Consider the following 20,618-nt stretch of genomic DNA (forward strand, 5'->3'; position numbering starts at 1 on the left):
GCCGACCGCCGTGAGGCCGGTCTCGGCTCGGGGTCCCCGCGGCCCGTGCTCTACGCTGGACATGCCAAGTCCGTAGTCCAACATCAGTGTCACCCTCACACATTGACGACAACGGGCCAGTCCCGTCGGGAGGGGCGAAGTCGATCTCGTGTGATCAGGCTACCTGGGGTTGATGCGTATCAACTTCTGTCTGCCATCCGCTGTTCGCTTGGAGGGGACCATGTCCACATCCATCGGCATGCCCGCCGATCCGACGTTGAGCTACCGGGCTATCGAGAACTTGATCGCACGTTACGCCGAACTCGTGGACTACGGTGATTTCGCGGGACTCGGAACACTTCTCGCCGACGCCACCTTCACGGGTGTGGGCGAGCCGGTCAGCGGGCGCGACGCGATCGAGAAGATGTTCCACGACACTCTGATCGTCTACGCCGACGGCACGCCGCGAACCCAGCATGTCACCACCAACGTTGCCATCGAGGTGGACGAACAGGCGGGCACGGCGGTCTCGCGTTCGTACGTCACCGTGTTGCAGGCGCTGCCCGACTTTCCGCTGCAAACGATCGCCGCCGGTCGGTACCATGACCGCTTCGAGCGCCGTGAGGGGCAGTGGCGCTTTGTGGAGCGACGCGTCCGCATCAACCTGATCGGCGATGTGAGCCGCCATGCGCACCAGGTCGCCGCACAGCGGTAGTCACTCGGAGGGGCCGCGACCCCGGACAACCGGGTCGCGGCCCCTCGGTTCGCGTCGCCTCAGATCATGAGCAGCAGCCGCGTGTGCGGTACCAGCTTCCGGTTCACGCTGGTGCTCTGCACGAATATGGTGAAGTCGTCGTTGTGGTCCGGCTTCACGCGAACTTCGGTGTCCGGCAGGCCGAGCAGGGATCGGGCCTCCGGCCCCGTGTACACCCGGTCCGTTTTCTTCTCCAGCACCGCGATCTGCTTCCGCGCCTGGATCTTCTCCGATTTACTCAGCTGATAGAACGCGCCACCGGTACGGTAGGTGTGCCCGCATTCGATGACCCATTCCCGGATCGCCGCTTCGCGAGCCACCGGGATGAGCTGGTATTCCGACGGATTCACCGGGGTGAGACCGGCTGCCTTGATGGTGTCCTTGTTGACCGCCTCCGCACCTGTGGAGAACACCGCCCGCGATCCCCGGATGCCCTGGGCCCGGCCCATCATAAAGTTCTCAGTGGCCTGCTGGATAACCTGCCCGGCCTCTTCCAGGCCCTGTGTGCTCGTGGCGTCCCAGATGGCGATGTTGTCCTTCGGGAAACCGCACTGCATGGCCTCGCGCTTGCCCATCTGATCCGGCACAAGGACGGCCAGTGTCCAGTTGTCCTCCTGCGTCTGCATCAGCTTGGCCACGGCCTGCACGAGTTCGCGTGGATTCTTGGTAGGGGCATCCGGGCAGCGATGACTCGCGTTCTCCTGGCCGTCCGTCAGGACGAACGTCAGGAAGCTGTGGTCGCCGTACAGTTGAGCAGTCTGGGCAAGCTCCCGCTGCGACTTCAGTGTGGCCGCCAGCAGAGCCGTCATTCCACCGACCCGGTAAAGCTGCTTCAGGGACGGCATACGCAGCACGTCCTTGTCGTAGATGACGCACTCCACCTTGTCCGCGAAGACGTAGACCGTGACGCGGGTTTCCTGGTCGAGTTCCTTCGAGCGTCGGGCCAGATACGCAATCTGCTGGTCGGCTACTTCGACGACCTTGCCACTCAAGTGCGACATGGACGAACTCGCATCCAGCACAAGAGCAACGTGATTGATGTAGTTCTGGTTTCCGGACATGGACGCTCCCCCTTTTTCCTTCTCGATGCTCCTACCTTCTCACCCACCACTGACAATCGATGTGGAGCACAAGCCCGTGCAGGGGAGTGGAGCGGTGTCAGGAGGAGAAGCGCACATAGTCGAAGCGTGCGGTCACTCCCTCACCGGCCAGCGAGACGAGGCCGATGCGCGGTTCGGAGCCGGCGGGCAGATGCCAGACCCCACCCCAGATGTAGTGCTTCCCGTCCCGGCTCGTGGCCGACTGGAACCTGTGCTCGCCGGTCGTCGGATCGACGGTGTGGCGCAGCCGCAGCCACATGGTGTCGGCCGACGGGCCCAGCTGCATCTCCGGCCAGCTGTCACGGTCCCGGCCGATCCACAGAAAAGCCTGCCGTGACGGGCCGGTCCGGGTCGGAGCCAGATGGATCGAGTCCTCCGGGCTCCGGAAGGCGATCAGGCCGGCCTGGCTGCGCCCGTCGGGGGCGTCGGTGATCGGGAAGTGCAACTTGGTCTCGACCGTATAGGTGCCGGTCGGAGCGTCACGAAGCAGCGCCGATGCCATGGTCCCCTTGCCGGAGAAGTCGGCATCCTGCGTCGGCCACACGTACTGGCCGTCGGCGACCTTTCCGTCGGCGGGGCCGAACCACGTCCACCCGTCCAGCTGGTCGTCGTCGAAGTCCTCGTCGTACTCCGGCAGTCGGGCTCCGGTCACGGGGTCCGGCTGTTTGACGGTCACCGGGGTATAGAGCCGGGTCACGCCGACGTTGTCCACCTCGCCGGCGCCGCGCGTCGAGGCGGCGCCGCCACGGCGCCAGTCCTTGGGTACGTCCACTGTCAGTTCGGCCAGCGGCATGTCGAGCATGGCCGAGCTGACGTGTACCTGCGCCGCCCCGTCGCGGATCTCGGCCGTGAGCGAGTGCCAGGTCCGCAGGTCGGCGTTGGCGTGCAGGCGAGCGGTGCGCTTTTGCACCACCTTCCGGTCCCGGGTGACCTCGACGGAGAGTGTGCCAGTGGAGTCCAGCCAGACCACGGTGTGGTTGAACCGGCCTGCGGATGCCAGGACAAGGCCGACTCGGCCTTTGCCGTCGCGCAGCCGGACGTCGGCCTCGATCCTCACATCGCCGTCCGGGGCCCGTCGCGGCAGCAGCAGCCGCGGGACCGCGGCCCGGGACCGGCTGCGGGCGTACCGCCCCGAGTCCGGATCCGAACCCGTGGTCCAGGACCCGTGCCCGGCGGTGTCGAAGCCGCCGAGGCCGTCGTCGAAGGTGCTGCCCGCGTCCCAGGTGCTCGTCGGCGCGGTCTGCCGTTCCTCGCTGGTCCAGGCGCCCGCGCGCACCGTCGGCCAGCCGTCGATCCAGTCGAGCCGGTCCATCATGGTCGGCCGTCCACCCCAGTTGGGATCGCTCTCGTGGCGGTCGAATCCGTTGGTGAGGATCCAGTCCTGGCCGGACTTGTCCACGACGTTCGCCGAGTGGCCGGTCGCGACCCATGTGCTGCCGTTCGGCGCGTTGACGATCGTGCCGCCGACGTGCAGGTCGGCCAGGCCGACGCCCTCGGCGTCCTTGAACGGGCCCATCGGGTCCTTGGCCCGCCCGACGAACACCGGATAGGCGCCCTCGTCCCGGGCACAGCAGCCCAGGCCGGAGTAGAACAGGTAGTACCAGCCGTCGCGCTTCACCACGTACGCGGCTTCGCCGCGCCGGGCACCGACCACCTGCACCGGATCGCCGACCGGCGCGGTGCCCTCCTCGTTCAGGCGCACCGCCTGGATTCCGCCGTCGCGGAACGAGCCGTAGTAGAGGTACTTCTGGCCGTCGGAGTCGACGAACACCGACGGATCGATCTGATTGACCGTCGTCCCGTACGGCAGCACGGGGTGGCCGATGTCCTGCCAGGGGCCTGCCGGATGGTCCGACGTGGCCAGCGCGATGGTGTTCTTGTCGCCGCCGGCGACCGAGTAGTAGAGGTAGTACTTCCCGTTGATGTAGCGGATGTCGGGTGCCCAGTAGTAGGTGGTGGCGAAGTCGCGCCACTCCGGGTGGTTGTCGGGCCCGAAGACATCACCGACGTAGGTCCAGTTGACCAGGTCGGCCGAGCGTGTGATCGGCATGAAGTGCTGCGACTCCCATGGGCCTCCCTGGTTCTCCCGGCGCATGCTGGTCTGGGTGGCATACGCGTACCAGTAGCCGTCCTTGGCCCGGATGATCGACGGGTCGGAGAAGGCGTCCGCGACGTTGTCCATCACGGGGTTCCGGTACGTCCCGGGCGGATCGGCGGGATCGGCCGCGGCCGGTCCGGGATGCGCACTGCCCAGGCCCAGGACCATGAGCAGGGCGAGGAGGAGGGTGCCGGGTCTGCCCCGGACCGCGCGGAATCGTGCTGACGTCGATGCCATGTCGGGAGCTCTCCTTTGTGGGTACCGGATATGCCGGAGATATCGCGGATGCCGGGTCGCGGGCCGCGCCCGGAGGAACAGGTGTACGGCGCGGGGGTGGGTTCAGACGATGACCAGGGCCGCGATGCGCCACAGGCCGTTCAGCTTCGAACCGGTGATCTGCAGGTCGGCGGTGCGCCCGTCCGCTCCACCGTCGAGTTCGAAGGAGAACCAGACGAAGGCGCGGCTCGGCAGGCTGTCGTCGCCGGAGCGTCCGAGGACCGTGCCGTCCTCGGAGAGGGTGGTGACACCCGAATCGGTGAGGGAGTCGCCGGTCAGCACCCACACCGTGTGCTTGCCGGCCGGCACCGGGACGCGCAGGACACTGGGCTCGCCCTTCTGCATGACGATGTCGCGGCGCAGGTCGTCGGCGTTGCCCCGGTCACGGGTGTTGGGCCGGGCGCCGATCCAGCCGAAGCCGCGGTCGTCGGTGTAGTCGTCCTCGGGCGACAGCCTGGTGTACCCGGTCAGCAGCGGGCTGGACGGCGGGCCGGCGTCGAATGCGGCCGCAGCGTCATCGGGGTGTGGCGTGGTGACCACGGACACCGACCGGCCGCGCTCGATCTCCTCGTCGCCGCTGGTGAGCCGGATCTCGACGGTGGCGAATCCCGGAGTGGACACCGGGGTCCCGGTGACGGTCAGCTCTCGCTCGGCTCCGGCGGCGACCGTCACGGTCCGCTCAGTGCTCGACCAGCCGTCGGGGGTGACGAGGCGGGCGGCCACATCGCGGTCCTTGGCGCCGGTGTTGCGGACCAGCACCGTGACCGGGTTGGCCCGGCCCGCCCACCACACCGGATCCGCCGCCGCCCGCATGACGACGAGCGATGGCACCGGGGCACCGGGGTCGGTGACGGCGAGGGCGGACAGCCGCCAGGGGCCACCGACCCCCGTGAACGTGATGTCCGTGGTGCGGCCGGTGGCGCCTCCGTCGAGGGGGAGCTCCAGCCAGGTGAAGGTTCCGCTGGGCTGCTTCGGACTGGTGGCGACCGTGGCGCCGTCCACCGCGACCCGGGTCGGGGAGGCCGTGGCACCGGTGTCACCGACCAGCACGTACCCGGTGTGCCGGCCGGCCGGCAGGGCGACGCGCAGCACCCGGGACGAGTTGTGCCACAGGTGGTCGCGCAGCAGGGGCTCGCCACCGCGGTCCCTGGCCGACGGGGCGGCGCCGACCCAGCCGTGGCCGGCCGACGCGGACCAGGCCGACTCGGGGGTCAGCGCGTCGTAGCCGGGCATCGAAGTCCCGTCCCGTGGACCGGCGTTGAGCGCCATGAGGCAACGCCTGCCCTCGGGGGCGACGACCAGGGACGGCGGCCGGCCGTCGAGCCGGGTGAGCTTCGGCGCCACCTCCAGGTCCAGGGCGGCGACGGTGCCGAGCAAGGGGGGTGTGACCGGCAGCTCCAACTCCGCGGTCGCGGCGCCGGCCGCGGACTGTGCGGCGGGCTCGGTGCGCCACTCCGCCGACGGTGTCCGCAGCGCGACCGTCAGGTCGCGGTCGCGCGCCGAGGCGTTGGTGACGGTGACCGGCAGCAGGTTCGGCCGGCCGCCGAGCAGCACCCGCGGCCCGCCCAGCGCCGCTTGCAGCCATTCCCGCTGCGCGTCGACGATGCGGCTCTTGTCGAAGAAGAATCCGACCACCGTGTCGCGCCAGAACCTCGCGTGCTCCCGCTGGGCCTCGAAGCCCGCCGTGACGGCGGCATGGCGCTGCCGGTCGATCTCCCCGGACAGTTCGCTCCACCCGGCGAGGAACCGGTCGATGCGGTCGACCCCGGTGAAATGCGTATCGTAGATGTGCTGAATGACCGTCTTGCCCGAGCGCAGCCGATGCTCGTACGGCACCCAGTGCATGAACAGCAGCAGGTCGTCGGGACAGGTCGCCACGGATTCGTAATGCTTTTGCCACGGCCGCGGGTAGAGCCCGGTGAAGCCGCTGCCGGTCGCCTCGGTGCGGTCGAAGCCGGTGCCCTCGGTCGTGGAGTGGTGTGACTGGAAAAGGGTGCCCAGCGGGCTCGGGTCGAGATGGTCGCCGCCGGGGTCGGTGAGATAGCCCACCCCCAGCGGCGAGGTGTAGTCCTCGTACGTCCGGCGCGAGCGCGTCAGGATATCGGCCACGACCTCGGTGACCGCCTCATCGGTGCCGAAGGTCAGTCCGGCCCACTCCGCGGCCAGGTCCCGTGGATCGGCGTCCGGGTCCCAGCACATCCTGCCGAAGGCGTAGGTGTTCGCCGCTCCCAGCAGATAGCCGGTCCAGTTGCGGGCATTGCCGAAGTTGCTGACCCCGGCGATGCCCGCCCGCGGCACACGGGCATCGCCGTCCGCGAGGATGTCGGCGACGGTCGGTCCGGTGCCGGGCCCCCGCGTCGGGAAGGTCAGCACCTCCCGCCACAGCGGAGCCAGATAGGTGGTGTGGATCTCGTGGCCCGTGTACTCCTGGGTGAGCTGGAGCTCCAGCATCTGGTGGGTGTGGCGCATCGCGCCGAACAGGGGGTGTACGGGCTCGCGGATCTGGAAGTCGATCGGCCCGTACTTGGTCTGGAGGATGACGTTGTCGTCGAACGTGCCGTCCAGCGGGGCGAACACCCGGTACTGGTACTCCGCCCAGTCGCTGAAATCCTCGTGGACGAAGCTGCGCCAGACGATCTGCCCGTCGTGCGGTGCCACCGTGCGGGCCAGCATGTTCGCGCCCTCGGCATGGGTGCGTCCGTAGTCGAGTGGGCCGGGCTGCCCCTCCGAGTTCGCCTTCACCAGGAACCCACCGAATCCGGGCAGGCTCGTGAAGATTTCGGCGCTCTTGTCCCGCCACCACTGCTGGACCCGTCGATCGGCGGGATCGGCCGTCGTGATCGGATCGGCGTCGTCCGCGGTCAGGATCATCGGGCTGGCGTAGTTGACGGACAGCCAGGCGGATATGCCCCACGAGTGGAGAAGCGCGGCCAGGGGTCTGAGTCCCCTCAGCATCTCGCCGGTGATGAAGTCGGCGTCGGCGTTCACATTGTTGAGCACCGAGGCGTTGATGCCGATCGATGCCATGGACCGCGCGTAGTCGACCACCCGGCCCGAGATGTCCGGCAGCTTGTCCCACTCGAAGAGCGAAGTGCCCGCGTAGCCACGCTCGATCGACCCGTCGACGTTGTCCCAGTGATTCATCATGCGCAGCGCGGTGCGCGGCTTCTCCAGGACGGACAGCGTGTGCAGCGGCCGCTCGAGCTGAAGCAGACGGATGAGATGGAAGACCCCGGCCAGCACGCCCCGATCACTGCGGGCCCCGATGACCAGCCGCCGCCTGCCCGGCGGGCCGGTCATCTCGATCACGAACCCCTGCCGGCCGGTCCGGGCCAGCCGATCGGGACGCACCTGGGATCGCACGACCGGTGACTCGTCCACCGTGCCGATGACCACCGAGGCTCGATCGGCGGGAACCCGGACCGGTGCGCTACCGGTGAGGCCCTGGGCGGCCCGCCGCAGTTCCCGCTCGGCGTTCTCCATGACCCGGCCCTCGCCCTGACGTGCCAGGCCGGCCAGGGCCTTCCGGTACTCGGCGAGCCGCCGGGGATCGGCAGTGGGGTGGTAGCGCAGCCAGAGGTCGTAGCCGTCCTCGTCGGGGTTGCCCGCCGATGCGGCGAAGCCGTCCGCCGTGCCCCACGGGCTCAGCACGGTGGCGAAGGCGAGAGCGGATGCCTGGAGCACGCGGCGACGGCTGTACTCGTACTCGGATCGGGCCATTGCGGTTTCTCCTCTACGTAAGAACGAAGGGAATTGCGCCGAGCCCTCAGATGGCGGGACACATCAGGCACGGGTTCGGTTGAGAATCGCGCGCAGTTCGGCCGGCGGGATCTTCGGTTGGCGGTCCGGTGTGAGCAGGCCGTTGGTCTCTTGTTCCGTGTCGGTGAACTGGGTGTAGCAAAAGCCCGCGAGTCCGGAGTCCACCGCGGCGGCCACCAGGTCGGCGAGGCGTTCGGCGAAGTCCTCCTTCGTGGCCACGGTGTCGTAGCCGAACCACTCGGCGCCCTCGGCCGGTTCGAAGGTCGCGCCGCCGAACTCGCTGAGGACGACGGGCTGCCCCTGATGGCGGACGCCGTCCAGGGTCAGCCGTTTGGCCCCGGGCCACTGCTCGGCGAGCTCGCCCTGGCGCAGCGAGGCGTGGCCGTAGCGCTGGCGCAGTACCTCCCCGTGCTGGGTGTAGTCGTGGACGCCCCAGATGTCGGCGGCGGAGATCTCCCAGCCGTCGTTGGAGACGGCAGGGCGGGAGGGGTCCAGGGCCTTGGTCAGGTGGTAGACGGCGTCCATGAAGTGGCGCTGCGCGGGGACCAGCGCCGGGTTCGGCACGGACCAGGACTCGTTGATCGGGACCCAGGCGACGATCGAGGGGTGGCTGAGGTCGCGGGAGATCGCTTCACTCCACTCGGCGACCACGCGCTCGACGGTCTGCGCGCCGAACGTGTACGCCGACGGCATCTCCTCCCACAGCAGCAGCCCGAGCCGGTCGGCCCAGTACAGGAAGCGCGGGTCCTCGATCTTCTGGTGGATGCGCAGCCCGTTGAGGCCGATCTCCTTCGCCAGTTCGACGTCGCGGCGCAATGCGTCGGCCGAGGCCGACAGATGCGACGCGGGCCAGTAGCCCTGCTGGAGCGCGAACCGGAGGAAGTACGGCTTGTGGTTGAGCAGGAAGACTCCGTCGTCCCAGCCGATGTCGCGCAGGCCCAGGTAGGACGTCACACGGTCGGCCGGTGTGTCCTCGGCCGCATCCCGCAACTCCACCGTCGCGTCGACGAGTTGGGGACGCTCCGGACTCCACAACAGGTCGTCGAGGTCCTGCCCGTGGCGCAGGGCGGGCACCGCGACATCGAACTCCGCCTCCTGGCCCTCGATCAGCGTGCGCTGCTCGGCGAGCACCCGCTCGCCCCGTGTGAGGCGGACCGTCACGGTGAGCGGGCGCCGCGGCCAGTGGCCCAGACGCAGCCGGCAGCGGACGCGGGCGTGGGCGACCTCGGGCGTCCAGTGCAGGAGCGTGATGTGCTCGGCCGGGACCTCTTCCAGCCACACCGGCTGCCAGATCCCGGAGGTGCGGTGGTACCAGATGACATGGGGATCCCGGCGCCAGTCCTGTTTGCCGCGGGGCTGCGCGGCGTCGAGCGGCTGGTCCTCGGCGCGGACGACGAGGGTCTGCTCACCGTCCCGGTCGACGGCGCCGGTCAGATCGCAGGTGAAGCCGGTGTGTCCGCCCTCGTGCTGTCCCACCAGGCGGCCGTTGAGCCAGACCTCGGCCCGGTGGTCGACCGCACCGAAATGCAGCAGGAGCCGCCGCCCGGCAGTCGGCCGGGCCACGTCGATCGCGCGCCGGTACCAGAGCACGGGGTGGAAGGCGGTGTCCGCCACCCCGGAGGCCGCGGACTCGGGCGGATAGGGCACGGTGACGGTGCCGGTGAACGGTGCGGAGGTCGCCGGGTCCATCCAGCGGTCGGCGCGGCCGCGGTCCTCGTCGTCGTGGGCGAACTGCCAGGGGCCGCCGAGGTCGCGCCAGTCGGGATCGCGGATCAGCTGCGGCCTCGGATGGCCTGCGGCGTCCAGGTGCGGGTGGGGCATGCGTGAACTCCGGTGTGTGGTGCGTGAGTGGGGGATGGCAAGGTGGCGCGCCGCGGTTCAGTTCTCCTGGGCGTCCGCGGGGGAGCGGAGGTCCACGACCGTGGCGGCGAACGCCAGCGGGCCCGGCAGCAGCGGGACCAGCAGCGGAATCGACCAGGCCAGCAGCCCGCTGAGGATCACGGCACCGGCCAGCAGGAGACTGCCGCGCGGGTCCGCGGCCGAGCGGACCAGCGCCTCGCGTGCGGACAGCACGTGCGGTGTCTCCAGCGCGGTCGCCCGCAGCGCCACGACCGTGGCGCCCAGGACGAGCAGCGCGAGAGCGGGCGCCATGACGGCCGCTCCGGGCAGCGCGGCGCGCAACAGCGCGGCATCGATCAGGACGACCATCGCGAGCAGTGGCGGCACCAGACCGAGGGCCGCCGACCGCGTGGACAGCCGGGCACGCAGCTGAGCGCCGTACGTACCCGCCCTGACCTGGACGCCGCTGCCCGCGGCCTGCCGGAGCGTCGCGGACGCGGCGGCGAACGCGGCCGGGGCCGTGACGACCGGCAGGCAGGCGAGGCTGGTGAGCAGGCCGATGAGCAGCATGTCGGCGAAGAGCGTGAAGCCGGAGCCGAAGACCTCTCCGGGTTCCCGGCGCTCGCGCCGGGGCGCGATCGGTGCGTGGGCCATGGTGTGCCTCACCCCTTCAGCCCGGACGTGGCCATGCCCTGCACCAGGTAGCGCTGGAAGACGAAGAAGAACAGCACGATCGGCAGCACCGAGATCACCGACATGGCGAACATGGGCCCGTACGCGGAGGTGCTGGACTGGTCGACGAAGCTGCTCAGGGCGAGGGTAATGGTGTACTTCTCCGGCGCGAAGAGATAGATCATCTGCGTGAAGAAGTCGTTCCACGTCCAGATGAAGGTGAAGATGGCCGTGGTGATCAGCGCGGGCCGGGCCAGCGGCAGCGTGATCGACCAGTACGTACGGAAGGGACCGCAGCCGTCGATCCGCGCGGACTCCTCCAGCTCGCGCGGCAGACCGCGCATGAACTGGACGATGAGGAAGACGAAGAACGCCTCGGTGGCCAGGAACTTCGGCAGAATCAGCGGCCAGTAACTGTCCACCAGACCGAGCCGGTTGAAGATGATGTACTGCGGGATCAGCACGACGTGGTGCGGCAGCATCAGCGTCGCCACCATGAAGGCGAACATCACCTTGCTCATCCGGAAGCGCAGCCGGGCGAAGGCGTAGGCGGCCAGCGAGCAGGACAGGACGTTGCCGAGGACGGCACCCCCCGCGATCAGCAGCGTGTTGCCGAGCAGGTGGGTGACGGTGACACCCGAGACCCCGTCCAGGGCGGTCGTGTAGTTCGACCACTCCAGATGGCTGGGCCACAGGTCGAGGCTCGTCATCACCTCGTCGGCCGGCTTGAGCGAGGTGGCGAGCAGCCAGGCCAGCGGATACAGCAGGACGAGCAGCGCGGCGGCCGAGATCGTGTGCGGCAGCCACCGCTTGGTGGCGATGTTCATCTGATCTCCTCCGAGGAAGCCCCGCCCTTCAGGGTGGGGAGGAATCGGGCTCCTGCGGAGCAGGGCAAGGGACGCCGGTTAGCCGCCAGGGCGGACCGGCGTCCACCCCCAACTACCCGCAGTGGGTCACAAGGTGATGCGCTAGCATGTGAGACGTGAGGAGCACGCACGTGAGACGGGCGTTCAAGTACCGTTTCTATCCGACCGATGCGCAGGCGGCCGAGCTGTCGCGCACGTTCGGGTGCGTGCGGAAGGTCTACAACCTGGCCCTGGCAGCACGCACCCAGGCGTGGGTATTGCGGCAGGAGCGGGTGAACTACAACGCCACCTCGGCCATGCTCACCGAGTGGAAGAAGACCGAGGAACTCGCCTACCTGAACGAGGTTTCCTCCGTCCCACTGCAACAGGCCCTGCGCCACCTCCAGACAGCATTCACCCACTTCTTCGCCCAGCGGGCCCGGTACCCGCGGTTGAAGTCGCGGAAGAAGTCCCGCAAGTCGGCGGAGTACACCACCAGCGCGTTCCGGTTCCAGGACGGGAAGCTGACCCTGGCCAAGATGACCGAGCCGCTGGCCATCGTCTGGTCCCGCCCCTCCCAGAGGGAGCCGCACCGTCCACGGTGACCGTCTCCCAGGACGCGGCCGGACGCTGGTTCGTCTCCCTGCTGTGCGAGGACCCCGGTGTGCAGCCACTGCCCAAAACGGACGCAGCGGTCGGCGTGGACGCCGGGCTGGACCACCTGCTGACCCTGTCGACCGGGGAAAAGATCACCAACCCCCGCCATGAACGACGCGACCGCGACCGTCTCGCCAAGGCTCAGCGGGAACTGGCCCGCAAAGCCAAGGGCGAGGGAGCCAACCGGACCAAGGTCCGCCGGAGGGTCGCCCGCGTTCACGCCCGGATCGCCGACCGACGGCGCGACACGTTGCACAAGATCACTACTCGGCTCGTTCGTGACAACCAAACGATCGTGATCGAGGACCTCACCGTTCGGAACCTGCTCAAGAACGGCAGGCTGGCCCGCGCCATCTCGGACGCGGCCTGGTCGGAATTCCGCACGATGCTGGAGTACAAGGCCCGGTGGTACGGCCGCGAGGTGATCGCGGTCGACCGCTGGTTCCCCTCCTCCAAGCTGTGTTCGAACTGCGGAACCTTGCAGAACACGATGCCGCTCAGCGTCCGCACCTGGACCTGCGGCAGTTGTGGCGTCACCCACGACCGCGACGTGAACGCGGCGCGGAACATTTTGGCCGCCGGGCTGGCGGTGTCGGCCTGTGGAGCCGGTGTAAGACCTCAACGGAGTACTCCGGGCGGGCAGTCGGTGATGAAACAGGAACCTCTACGGCGCGAGCCGTCGGAACCCCCTCCATCAGGAGGGGGAGAAGTCAACGGCCCTCCTCGTCCGCGTAGAACACCCAGGACCGGGAGGTCCGGAACAGGATCAGGGTGATCGCGCCGATGGCGATCAGCAGCAGCCAGGCCATCGCCGCCGCGTATCCCATATGCGAGGCCGTGAAGCCGCGCTCGTACAGGTACAGCGTGTAGAACATCGTGGAGTCGGCGGGTCCGCCGTCGCCGCCGCTGATGGCGAAGGCCGGGGTGAAGACCTGGAAGGAGTTGATGACCTCCAGGACCAGGTTGAAGAAGACGACCGGGGACAGCATCGGCACGGTGATGGACATGAACTGCCGCCGGCGGCCCGCGCCGTCGAGCGCCGCGGCCTCGTAGAGGTCGGGCGAGATCTGCTGGAGGCCCGCCAGGAAGATCACCATGGGCGCGCCGAACTGCCACACCGTCAGCAGGACGACCCCGTACACCGCGAGATGAGGGTTGCCGACCCAGCCGCCGGTGTGGACGCCGACGGTGTCCAGGACGCCTGCGACGGTGCCGCCGTCGTTGAACAGCGCCTTCCACACCAGGGCGATGGACATGCTCGCGCCGAGCAGGGACGGCGCGTAGAACGCGGAGCGGTAGAAGCCGCGGCCCCGGCCGAGGTTCTTCAGCAGCATCGCCACGCCGAGGGCCAGGCCCAGCTTCAGCGGGACGGCCACGACGACGTACAGCATCGTGGTGCCGACCGACCGCCAGTAGCGGGGGTCCTCGGTCAGCATCTCCCGGTAGTTGCGCAGGCCCACCCAGTGCGGCGGATCGAACAGGTTGTAGTCCGTGAACGACAGGTACAGGGATACGGCCATCGGCACGAGGGTCAGCACGACCGCGCCGATCATCCAGGGGGAGAGGAACACATAGGCGGGCCACTGCCGTTCACGCACCTGGCGCCGCTTGCTCTTGCGCGGGCGCGGATCCGTGGTGCGGACGGCGCGTGCGGGCGCCGTTGTCGTGGACACCGTGCTCATGACTCCAGCTCCCGGTTCGCCTCGTCGATGAGTTCACGTGCCGCCTGTCGCGGGGTGGCCATCCCGTAGATCATGCGCTGGTGATTGCGCTTGAACGCCGTCTGGATCGCGAGATCGCCGGGCGGCGGTGCGGTCGGCGGGATGTCCAGGCCGTACTTCTCCATCGTCTGCGCGTAGTCGTAGATCTCCCGCTCCGGTCCCTCGAGCGTCCTGGCGACCCGGGCGGCGATCTTGCGGTTCGGCGGGGTGGACCGGGAGAAGCCGAGGATGTCGCCGGCCCGTGGGTCGTTCAGGAGGAAGTCGATCAACTGGGCCGCCTCCTTGGGGTGCTCGGTCTGCGAGCCGATGCCGAGGAGCATGCTCGGCTTGAAGTACGCGCCCTGGTGGCCGCCGGTCGTGGGCACGGGCGCGAAGTGGATGTCCTCGCCGAGCAGGGCCGTGTATCCGGGGAACGGCGCGTCCCAGGTGAAGTCGGCGGCCCCGAGGCGGCGGCCGATGGGGCTGGTCTCGGTGCTCTTGGCCTGCACGGTGTCCCGGGCCTGGGCGATGGCGCCTTCTTCGCGGAGTGTGTTGAGGAACGACCAGAAGGCGGTGAGGTCGTCCTCGGTGAAGCCGAGTTTCGTCTGGTCCGCGTAGAGGTTCTTGCCGCGGCCGCGCAGCCAGGTCTCGAAGACGTCCTCGTTGCCGCCGCCGTCGTTGGCGCCGGTGAAGGGGCGTCCGTCGGGGGACTTCATGCCCAGGGCGGCGATCTTCTTGTTGGCCTTCGCCCAGTCCTGCCAGGTCCAACTGGGCCGGGGCGTGGGGATACCCGCCTCCTTGTAGACGGCGGAGTCGTAGGCGTATCCGGTGATGCCGCGCCCCATGGGCAGGGCGAACTGCCTGCCCTGGTAGGTGCCGGTGCGCAGGAAGTCCTGGTCCATGTCGGACGTGCGGATCGTCCGGTCCTTGATGACACCGTCCAGCGGCATGATCGCCTTGCCGCCCGCGTACTGGGAGATCTGCCGGTAGTCGAGCTGGACCACGTCGGGCACACCGCCGCCGGCGGCCTGTGTGGCCAGCTTCTGGAGATACGAGCCGAAGTCGCCGTTCGACGTGCGCACGGTGACGCCGGGGTGTTCCTTCTCGAAGAGGCGGACCGCCTTCTCGGTGCGCGCGGCACGGTCGTCGTTGCCCCACCAGGAGAACCGGAGGGTGACGCCGGACGAGTCGCCGCTCGCGGCGGAGCACGCGGAGAGCGTGCCGGTCAGGGCGGTGCTGAGGCCGATGGCGGCGACGGCCAGGACGGCCCGGCGGCTCGGGCGTGGCAGCCGGCCGTCCTGGTCGCGCGACCGGGCCACGCCGACCGCCGCGGGGAAGCCGTCGTACCTCGCGCTCACCATGTGTGCCTGCCCAGGTGGGCGGCGACCTGCTCGCGGTCCCAGGCGCCGTCGGCGACGGTCATCCGGTAGCCGCGGGAGAGGGTGTCGCCGGGGGCGAGGACGAGCTCCTCGTGGAACGCCAAGGACGGCGCGACCGCGGCGAACGGGTCGCTGCGCACGAACCAGTGAGCCGGATGCGTCCCCTTGTCACCCGCGTGGTCGTTGGCCGGGGCGTGCTCGAAGACGACCGTGGCGTGGCCGTCGCGCCCGTCGTGCTCACCGACGTAGGCCAGCCAGGGCGCCTGGCTGCCCATGAGGTCGCCGCCGTCCGCCTCGGCGGTGAAGGCGTGACCGTCGCGGAAGGCGCGCGGGCCCCGCCAGAACAGGCCGGTGTATCCGGCGGCCGGGCGGCCGTGGGTGGTGGGGCTGCCGAAGCGCAGCGGTTCGGACCGGCGGTTGGTGATCGCCGAGGTCCAGGTGAGCGACCAGCTGCCGGCCCGCGGATCGACGTCGCGCACCTCGATGCGGCGCTCCTCCTCGGCCCACAGTTCACCGTCGTACGGATGCCAGGTCAGACGCTCGGCGATCACGGCCCGGTCGTCCGCGGCGGCGACCTCCTCGAATGCGATGTGCGCCATCGAGCCGACCCGCTCGGGCAGCGCGACATACCCCTCGCCGTGGACGTAGGTGTTCCCGCCCCACAGGTTCTGGCCCGACAGGTGGGAGGCCGTCAGCTGGAGCCCCTTGTGCCAGCGGTGGTCGTTGGGGCGGTAGTCGGTGACGAGTCCGCCGGAGAGGGTCCTGACCGGGTGCAGATACGGTTTGGGGGCCTCCCACGGGGCTTCGGGACGGTACACGTAGGCGAGCAGCTCGGTGCCGGTCGCCTCGTGGGTCACGGTGATGCGGTCGCCGTGGGCATGGGTCAGTGCGAGCGTCATGCGGAGGCCTCTTCCTTGCGGGTGGTGTCCGGCGCCCAGCCCTGGGCGCCGCCGTGCAGCTCGGTGTAACAGGGGTCGCCGGGGCCGATCTCCCCCGCGCGGACCGGGGTGTCGGTGAACGCGGACTTGTACAGGGCGGTGATGAACTCGAGCGTCTGCCGGCCGCCCGCGCCGCTGGTCGCATGGCGCCGTCCCGCCCTGATATCGGCCACCAGGGCACGGAGCTGGGCCAGGTGCGAGCTCGGCTCGTCCGTGCCGAAGTCGCGCCAGGCGGCCACGGTCTCCTCGGGGACACCGGGGGCCGGGGTGATGCGCCAATCCGCGTTGCGGTAGCCGTAGAGGTGGGTCAGTTCGATCGTGGCGCGCTCGCAGTCGATGCGGATCCGGCTCACCTCGTCGGGGCTCAGCACGCTGTTGACCACGGTGGCCACGGCGCCGCTCGCGAACCGCACCTGCGCCGTGGACACGTCCTCGGTCTCGACGTCGTGCACGAGCCGCGCCGCCATCCCCCGCACCTCGCTCCAGGGCCCCATCAGGTCCAGGAGCAGATCCGTCTGGTGGATGCCATGCCCCATGGCGGGCCCGCCGCCCTCGGTCGCCCACCGCCCGCGCCACGGAACGGAGTAGTAGGCGGCGTCCCGGTACCAGGTGGTCTGGCAGTGGGCGACGAGCGGGCGGCCGAACGCCCCCTCCCGCAGCAGTCGCCGCACATGGCGCGCGCCGGAGCCGAACCGGTGCTGGAAGACGATGGAGGCGTACGGTCCCGCGTCCCCGGGCTTCTCGGCGGTCTCGATGGCGTCGAAGTCGGCGAGGGACGGGCACGGCGGCTTCTCGCACCACACCCAGGCGCCCGCCTTCAGCGCGGTCACCGCCTGGTCGCGGTGCACGGCGGGCGGCGTGCACAACACCACGAGATCGGGGCGCAGTTCGGCCAGAGTCGCGTCGAGGTCCGTCGAGGCGTACGGAATCCCGGCGCCGGCCGCGAACGCGCGCACCGCGTCCGTGTCGACGTCGACGGCGGCGACGATCTCCACCTCGCCCGCGTCGGCGAGCGTGCGCAGCGCGGGCAGATGGCTGGAGCGCGCGATGCCCCCGGTGCCGACCACGGTGGTGCGCAGTGGGGTGGTGGAGCGGTGCGAAGACATGCGGAGCCTCTCATGAGATGTGCGGTGAGCGCGGCGTCGTGGGCGCGGGGGGGCAGCCCGGACCGTCCGACGGACAGCCCTCGGCCGCCCCCGTGACGCCCCCGGTAGCAACCGCTTGCTATCGATCTGTTCCAACGTTGTAACCGCGAAATCTCGCCACGGTCAACCCCTCGTCCGGAACGGGATTCCGAGCCGCCCGGCCCTGACAGCCCGCCGAAAGCCCTGCATAATGCGGAGAAACACAGGTGAGGAGGTCGGCCAGTGGCCGCGGTGACACTCAAGGACGTGGCGGAGCGGGCAGGGGTCTCGATCAAGACGGTGTCCAACGTTGTACGCGATGCTCCCCGCGTATCCGAGGCCACGCGGAAGCGCGTACTGAAGGCGGTGCACGAGCTCGGCTACCGGCCCAACCCGTCGGCCCGCCGGCTGCGCACCGGGCACAGCGGCCTGATCGGCCTCGCCGTCCCGGATCTGGCCACGCCGTACTTCGCCGAACTCGCCCAGCACGTCCGGGCCGAGGCCGCGCAGTTGGGCCTGACCGTCCTGATCGAGGAGACGCTGGGCGACGCGACGGAGGAACTGCGCCTGGCCACCGGCGTCGGCGCGTCACTGCTGGACGGTGTGATCCTGTCGCCCCTGCGTGTCTCGCCCGACGAACTCGCCGCCGTGGCCAACGAGTTCCCGCTGGTTCTGCTCGGTGAGCGCAGCTACGAGCGTGACCAGGTGGGGGCCGACCACGTCCTGATCGACAACGTCGCGGCGGCGCGCGACGCCACCGCGCACCTGGCCGGTCTCGGCCGTACGCGGATCGCCGCCATCGGTGTGGACCAGCAGGCGTCGGCGACCAGTCGGCAGCGCCTGGAGGGTTTCCAGCTCGCCCTGCACGAGGCCGGGGTGACCTACGACCCCCGGCTCGCGCCCGCCATCAAGGAGTTCGACCGGCGCAACGGCCTGCTGGCGATGCGCGCCCTGGCCGCCCTGCCGGCCGGTGTACGCCCCGACGCGGTCTTCTGCTTCAGCGATCTGCTGGCCGTCGGCGCCCAACGCGCCCTGTTCGAAGTGGGGTTGAGCATCCCGGACGACGTCGCCGTGGCAAGCATCGACGGCTCCGACGAGGCGCTCTACAGCACGCCGTCCCTCACCTCCGTGGCCCCCGACAAGACCGCCATCGCCTCACTGGCCGTGAAGTGCCTGGCGGCCCGCATCCGCTCGGATGTGCCCCTGCCCTTCGAGGTGCATACGGCTCCGCACTGGCTGCACGCCCGGGAATCCACGAACGGCGGGCGCCAACAGCTCTTTCCCTGATCCGAACCGACCTTTCGCTGATCCGCGCCGAGGGACCGCCAGACGGAGGACGGTCCCTCGGCACACGAGCGCTCAGCCGCTCCCGGTGACGGTCAGGTGCCGCCAGCTCGCGGTCCCGGCCTGGTCACGCACCCCGATCGCGCCCCGGGTGAAGGAACAGTCCGGATCCTGGTACGTGAACCCGGTCGGCGGGGCGGGGGAGCCCGAGGGCCTGCCGGTCACCGTGAGGGTGCAGCCCACGGCCTTCACCGTCAGGTTGTAGAGACCGTCCAGGGACGCTTACGGCAGTCCAGCGCGGGCAGGAAATTGCAGGTCAGAGCGTCTTGATCCGGGACGGTCTGCCCAGTTGGTGATTGCGGTGTGACACGAGGGTGATACGGCGAGGCCCCACCGAGGTCCGTCCTGAGGGGATCTCTGCGCGGATCCGTGAGACGGCGAAGCCGCATCGGAGCACTCCGGTGCGGCTTCTCTGTGAGATCGAACGCGCTGGCGCGCACGATGCGGTCGGTGACTCGTGCGGTCCATGTGTCTGTGACTCTTTCGGGTGCCTGATTTGCGTTCGCACCCGCTCATGCGCCCGTATTAGGGTGCGTGCCCCTGCCACAGCTGGACGGCGAGCGGCGGAGTGGTGGTCAACCCGGTGGCTCCGCGTGTGGGGTGCGTTAGATCGGTCGGAGGGGCGGCCGCAGGCCGGGGGAGAGCGGTTGGCGGTGGGTCGCGGGGGGCCGGGCGGGGTCAGGCCGGGGCGTCCCCGAAGTCCCGGACGTCCAGGCGTTGACCGGGGGGCGTCTTCCCCGTCAGGCTCGCGTGCCCGAAGGACGAGTGCAACGGTCACGACGTCCATACGATGCGCAACCCTCGCACCGAAGCGGACGTGACAGCGCAGCAGGACCATTTCGACTGCTGCGAGGGCTGCTCCCGCAGCTTCCTGGACATCTCACTCCCGGAGCACCCCTGGGGCGACGACGACGGCACCTTGACCGTGTACGCCGGGGTGTGCCACTACGAGCTCGGGGTCTACCCGTAGCCGCGTGCAGTCGTGGCGGACCAGTGCAGCGAGCCGGGGCCGGCGGATGTCCGCGACCGAGTTGAACGGCGGGCCGCGCCGCCGACTGGGCCGCCGTGCACCTGCACACCCTTGGCGCCCCGACGGCCGCGAGCGCCACCGCGTTCGCGCTGTACAGCGCGGCCATGGCCGTGGGACGGCTGACCGGTGACCGGCTCACCGCAGCCTTCGGCGCCCCGACGGTCGTACGGGCCGGTGCCGTTCTCGCCGCCGCAGGTCTCACGATCGGTGTTGCCGGTCGAGTGCCCCGCTGGCGCTGACGGGCTGGACTGTCTTCGGACTCGGCCTGTCTACCACCGTGCCCTCACTCATCACCGCGGCCGGAGCCAGTGGCGCCAAGGCCGTGGCCACGGTCACCGCCACCGGCTACCTCGGCCTCCTCGCCGGACCGGCCCGCATCGGCGCCCTCGCCAGCGCCACCACCCTGTCCACGGCCCTGCTGCTGCCCGCCCTCCTCGCAGCCGCCGTCGCCGCCCTCGCCCACCGCGCCCTGGAGAACACCACCCCTTGACACCCGCCACCGCCCAGGCGGGCCTGGACGCCGTCATCCTCGACTACAACGGCGTCATCGGCCTGCAACCCACCACCGACCAGTGGCTCCGCCTGGCCCACACCGTCCTTTGGCCCGAAGACGACCTCCCGCCTTCCAGAACGCCTTCTGGAACGTTCGCTCCGCCTACGACGCCGGCCAGCTCAGCGACCTCGCGTACTGGGCCACGGTCCTCGGCCACCACCCCGGCGCCCGCCGACTGCGTGAACTCCGCGACGCCGACACCGACATGTGGCGTCCACCGACGACCGCGTCGTCGACGTCCTGCTTCACGCCCACGAGTTCGGGCTGCCGCTGGTCCTGCTGTCGAACGCACCCCGCCACCTCAGCGACGTCCTCGACCGCCATATATGGCGCCGCCTGATCACCCACGCCTTCTACTCGGCCCGGCTCCAGGTCTGCAAACCCGACCCGGCCGCCTACCAGCACGCGATGAACGCCACCGGCGCCGCCGACCCCGACCGCGTCCTCTTCGTGGACGACCGGGCCGACAACTGCCACGCCGCCCGCCACCTGGGCCTGCGCACCCTGCACTACACCGGCCGGCCCACCGACCTCGCAGCCGCCCTGCAGTCCCCGAACTGACCCACCCCCT

At 69.8% G+C, this 20,618-nt stretch carries 14 protein-coding genes and 3 pseudogenes; 6 read left to right on the forward strand and 11 right to left on the reverse strand.

Going from position 1 to position 20,618, the window contains the following annotated elements:
• Positions 1-220: 220 nt before the first annotated feature.
• Entirely contained in the window at positions 221-694 is a 474-nt protein-coding gene (locus tag BLV72_RS00130; RefSeq protein ID WP_093459441.1) for a nuclear transport factor 2 family protein, read from the forward strand.
• A gap of 59 nt (positions 695-753) precedes the next feature.
• Here the strand turns inward: BLV72_RS00130 and BLV72_RS00135 are convergent, their stop codons facing one another.
• From BLV72_RS00135 to BLV72_RS00160, 6 genes are all read right to left on the reverse strand, one after another.
• Positions 754-1,794, reverse strand: coding sequence for a vWA domain-containing protein (locus BLV72_RS00135; protein ID WP_059144004.1), 1,041 nt, complete (start codon positions 1,792-1,794; stop codon positions 754-756).
• A 97-nt stretch (positions 1,795-1,891) separates the two neighbouring features.
• On the reverse strand, positions 1,892-4,168 hold the full coding sequence (locus BLV72_RS00140) for a glycoside hydrolase family 43 protein (protein ID WP_093459442.1): 2,277 nt from the start codon (positions 4,166-4,168) through the stop codon (positions 1,892-1,894).
• A gap of 102 nt (positions 4,169-4,270) precedes the next feature.
• A complete protein-coding gene (locus BLV72_RS00145; RefSeq protein ID WP_093459443.1) occupies positions 4,271-7,927 on the reverse strand; it encodes an alpha-glucuronidase family glycosyl hydrolase in 3,657 nt (1,218 codons plus the stop codon).
• Positions 7,928-7,990: 63 nt separating this feature from the next.
• On the reverse strand, positions 7,991-9,787 hold the full coding sequence (locus BLV72_RS00150) for a sugar-binding domain-containing protein (RefSeq protein WP_093459445.1): 1,797 nt from the start codon (positions 9,785-9,787) through the stop codon (positions 7,991-7,993).
• 57 nt (positions 9,788-9,844) lie between these two features.
• Positions 9,845-10,459 carry a hypothetical protein gene (locus BLV72_RS00155; RefSeq protein ID WP_093459447.1) on the reverse strand — a complete coding sequence of 205 codons (615 nt, stop codon included), beginning with the start codon at positions 10,457-10,459 and terminating at the stop codon, positions 9,845-9,847.
• Positions 10,460-10,467: 8 nt separating this feature from the next.
• Positions 10,468-11,304, reverse strand: a complete 837-nt coding sequence (locus BLV72_RS00160) for a carbohydrate ABC transporter permease (RefSeq protein WP_078638168.1) — start codon at positions 11,302-11,304, stop codon at positions 10,468-10,470.
• Between the two features lie 170 nt (positions 11,305-11,474).
• Between BLV72_RS00160 and BLV72_RS00165 the strand changes: the two are divergent.
• Positions 11,475-12,754 (forward strand): annotated as a pseudogene (locus BLV72_RS00165) (RNA-guided endonuclease InsQ/TnpB family protein).
• On the opposite strand, the gene BLV72_RS00170 reads toward BLV72_RS00165, so the two are convergent.
• From BLV72_RS00170 to BLV72_RS00185, 4 genes are read right to left on the reverse strand one after another with little or no spacing between them, the layout of a single operon-like run.
• Positions 12,690-13,661 carry a carbohydrate ABC transporter permease gene (locus BLV72_RS00170; RefSeq protein ID WP_093459449.1) on the reverse strand — a complete coding sequence of 324 codons (972 nt, stop codon included), beginning with the start codon at positions 13,659-13,661 and terminating at the stop codon, positions 12,690-12,692. The pseudogene BLV72_RS00165 and the gene BLV72_RS00170 sit on opposite strands and share 65 nt — an antisense overlap.
• Positions 13,658-15,040 (reverse strand): ABC transporter substrate-binding protein, encoded by a 1,383-nt coding sequence (locus BLV72_RS00175; protein WP_093459450.1) that lies wholly within the window; start codon positions 15,038-15,040, stop codon positions 13,658-13,660. Before BLV72_RS00175 ends, BLV72_RS00170 begins: the two co-directional genes overlap by 4 nt.
• Positions 15,034-15,957, reverse strand: a complete 924-nt coding sequence (locus BLV72_RS00180; RefSeq protein ID WP_093459452.1) for a DUF6807 domain-containing protein — start codon at positions 15,955-15,957, stop codon at positions 15,034-15,036. The genes BLV72_RS00175 and BLV72_RS00180 overlap by 7 nt, the downstream gene beginning before the upstream one ends.
• Positions 15,954-17,102: a Gfo/Idh/MocA family protein gene (locus BLV72_RS00185; protein WP_093459453.1), complete on the reverse strand. Its 1,149-nt coding sequence runs from the start codon at positions 17,100-17,102 to the stop codon at positions 15,954-15,956. The genes BLV72_RS00180 and BLV72_RS00185 overlap by 4 nt, the downstream gene beginning before the upstream one ends.
• Before the next feature lie 261 nt (positions 17,103-17,363).
• On the opposite strand from BLV72_RS00185, the gene BLV72_RS00190 reads away from it, so the two are divergent.
• On the forward strand, positions 17,364-18,407 hold the full coding sequence (locus tag BLV72_RS00190) for a LacI family DNA-binding transcriptional regulator (protein WP_093459454.1): 1,044 nt from the start codon (positions 17,364-17,366) through the stop codon (positions 18,405-18,407).
• A gap of 72 nt (positions 18,408-18,479) precedes the next feature.
• Here the strand turns inward: BLV72_RS00190 and BLV72_RS47615 are convergent, their stop codons facing one another.
• A complete protein-coding gene (locus BLV72_RS47615) occupies positions 18,480-18,656 on the reverse strand; it encodes a hypothetical protein (RefSeq protein WP_167746220.1) in 177 nt (58 codons plus the stop codon).
• A 625-nt stretch (positions 18,657-19,281) separates the two neighbouring features.
• Here BLV72_RS47615 and BLV72_RS47620 point away from each other — a divergent pair.
• From BLV72_RS47620 to BLV72_RS00205, 3 genes and pseudogenes are all read left to right on the forward strand, one after another.
• Positions 19,282-19,434 (forward strand): hypothetical protein, encoded by a 153-nt coding sequence (locus BLV72_RS47620; protein ID WP_167746221.1) that lies wholly within the window; start codon positions 19,282-19,284, stop codon positions 19,432-19,434.
• A gap of 71 nt (positions 19,435-19,505) precedes the next feature.
• Positions 19,506-19,984, forward strand: a pseudogene (locus BLV72_RS00200) (MFS transporter); the annotation flags it as partial.
• Positions 19,981-20,608 (forward strand): annotated as a pseudogene (locus BLV72_RS00205) (HAD family hydrolase). The pseudogenes BLV72_RS00200 and BLV72_RS00205, both read left to right, overlap by 4 nt.
• The last annotated feature ends 10 nt before the right edge of the window (positions 20,609-20,618 follow it).

The sequence above is a fragment of the Streptomyces melanosporofaciens genome (assembly GCF_900105695.1).
Taxonomy (GTDB): Bacteria; Actinomycetota; Actinomycetes; order Streptomycetales; family Streptomycetaceae; genus Streptomyces; species Streptomyces antimycoticus.

What these genes read in the sequence shown, in the direction of transcription:
- BLV72_RS00135 (WP_059144004.1), bottom strand. Translation starts at nt 1,794, where the DNA reads ATGTCCGGAAACCAGAACTACATCAATCACGTTGCTCTTGTGCTGGAT.
- BLV72_RS00130 (WP_093459441.1), top strand. Translation starts at nt 221, where the DNA reads ATGTCCACATCCATCGGCATGCCCGCCGATCCGACGTTGAGCTACCGG.
- BLV72_RS00140 (WP_093459442.1), bottom strand. Translation starts at nt 4,168, where the DNA reads ATGGCATCGACGTCAGCACGATTCCGCGCGGTCCGGGGCAGACCCGGC.
- BLV72_RS00170 (WP_093459449.1), bottom strand. Translation starts at nt 13,661, where the DNA reads ATGAGCACGGTGTCCACGACAACGGCGCCCGCACGCGCCGTCCGCACC.
- BLV72_RS00185 (WP_093459453.1), bottom strand. Translation starts at nt 17,102, where the DNA reads ATGTCTTCGCACCGCTCCACCACCCCACTGCGCACCACCGTGGTCGGC.
- BLV72_RS00145 (WP_093459443.1), bottom strand. Translation starts at nt 7,927, where the DNA reads ATGGCCCGATCCGAGTACGAGTACAGCCGTCGCCGCGTGCTCCAGGCA.
- BLV72_RS00160 (WP_078638168.1), bottom strand. Translation starts at nt 11,304, where the DNA reads ATGAACATCGCCACCAAGCGGTGGCTGCCGCACACGATCTCGGCCGCC.
- BLV72_RS00155 (WP_093459447.1), bottom strand. Translation starts at nt 10,459, where the DNA reads ATGGCCCACGCACCGATCGCGCCCCGGCGCGAGCGCCGGGAACCCGGA.
- BLV72_RS00150 (WP_093459445.1), bottom strand. Translation starts at nt 9,787, where the DNA reads ATGCCCCACCCGCACCTGGACGCCGCAGGCCATCCGAGGCCGCAGCTG.
- BLV72_RS00180 (WP_093459452.1), bottom strand. Translation starts at nt 15,957, where the DNA reads ATGACGCTCGCACTGACCCATGCCCACGGCGACCGCATCACCGTGACC.
- BLV72_RS00175 (WP_093459450.1), bottom strand. Translation starts at nt 15,040, where the DNA reads ATGGTGAGCGCGAGGTACGACGGCTTCCCCGCGGCGGTCGGCGTGGCC.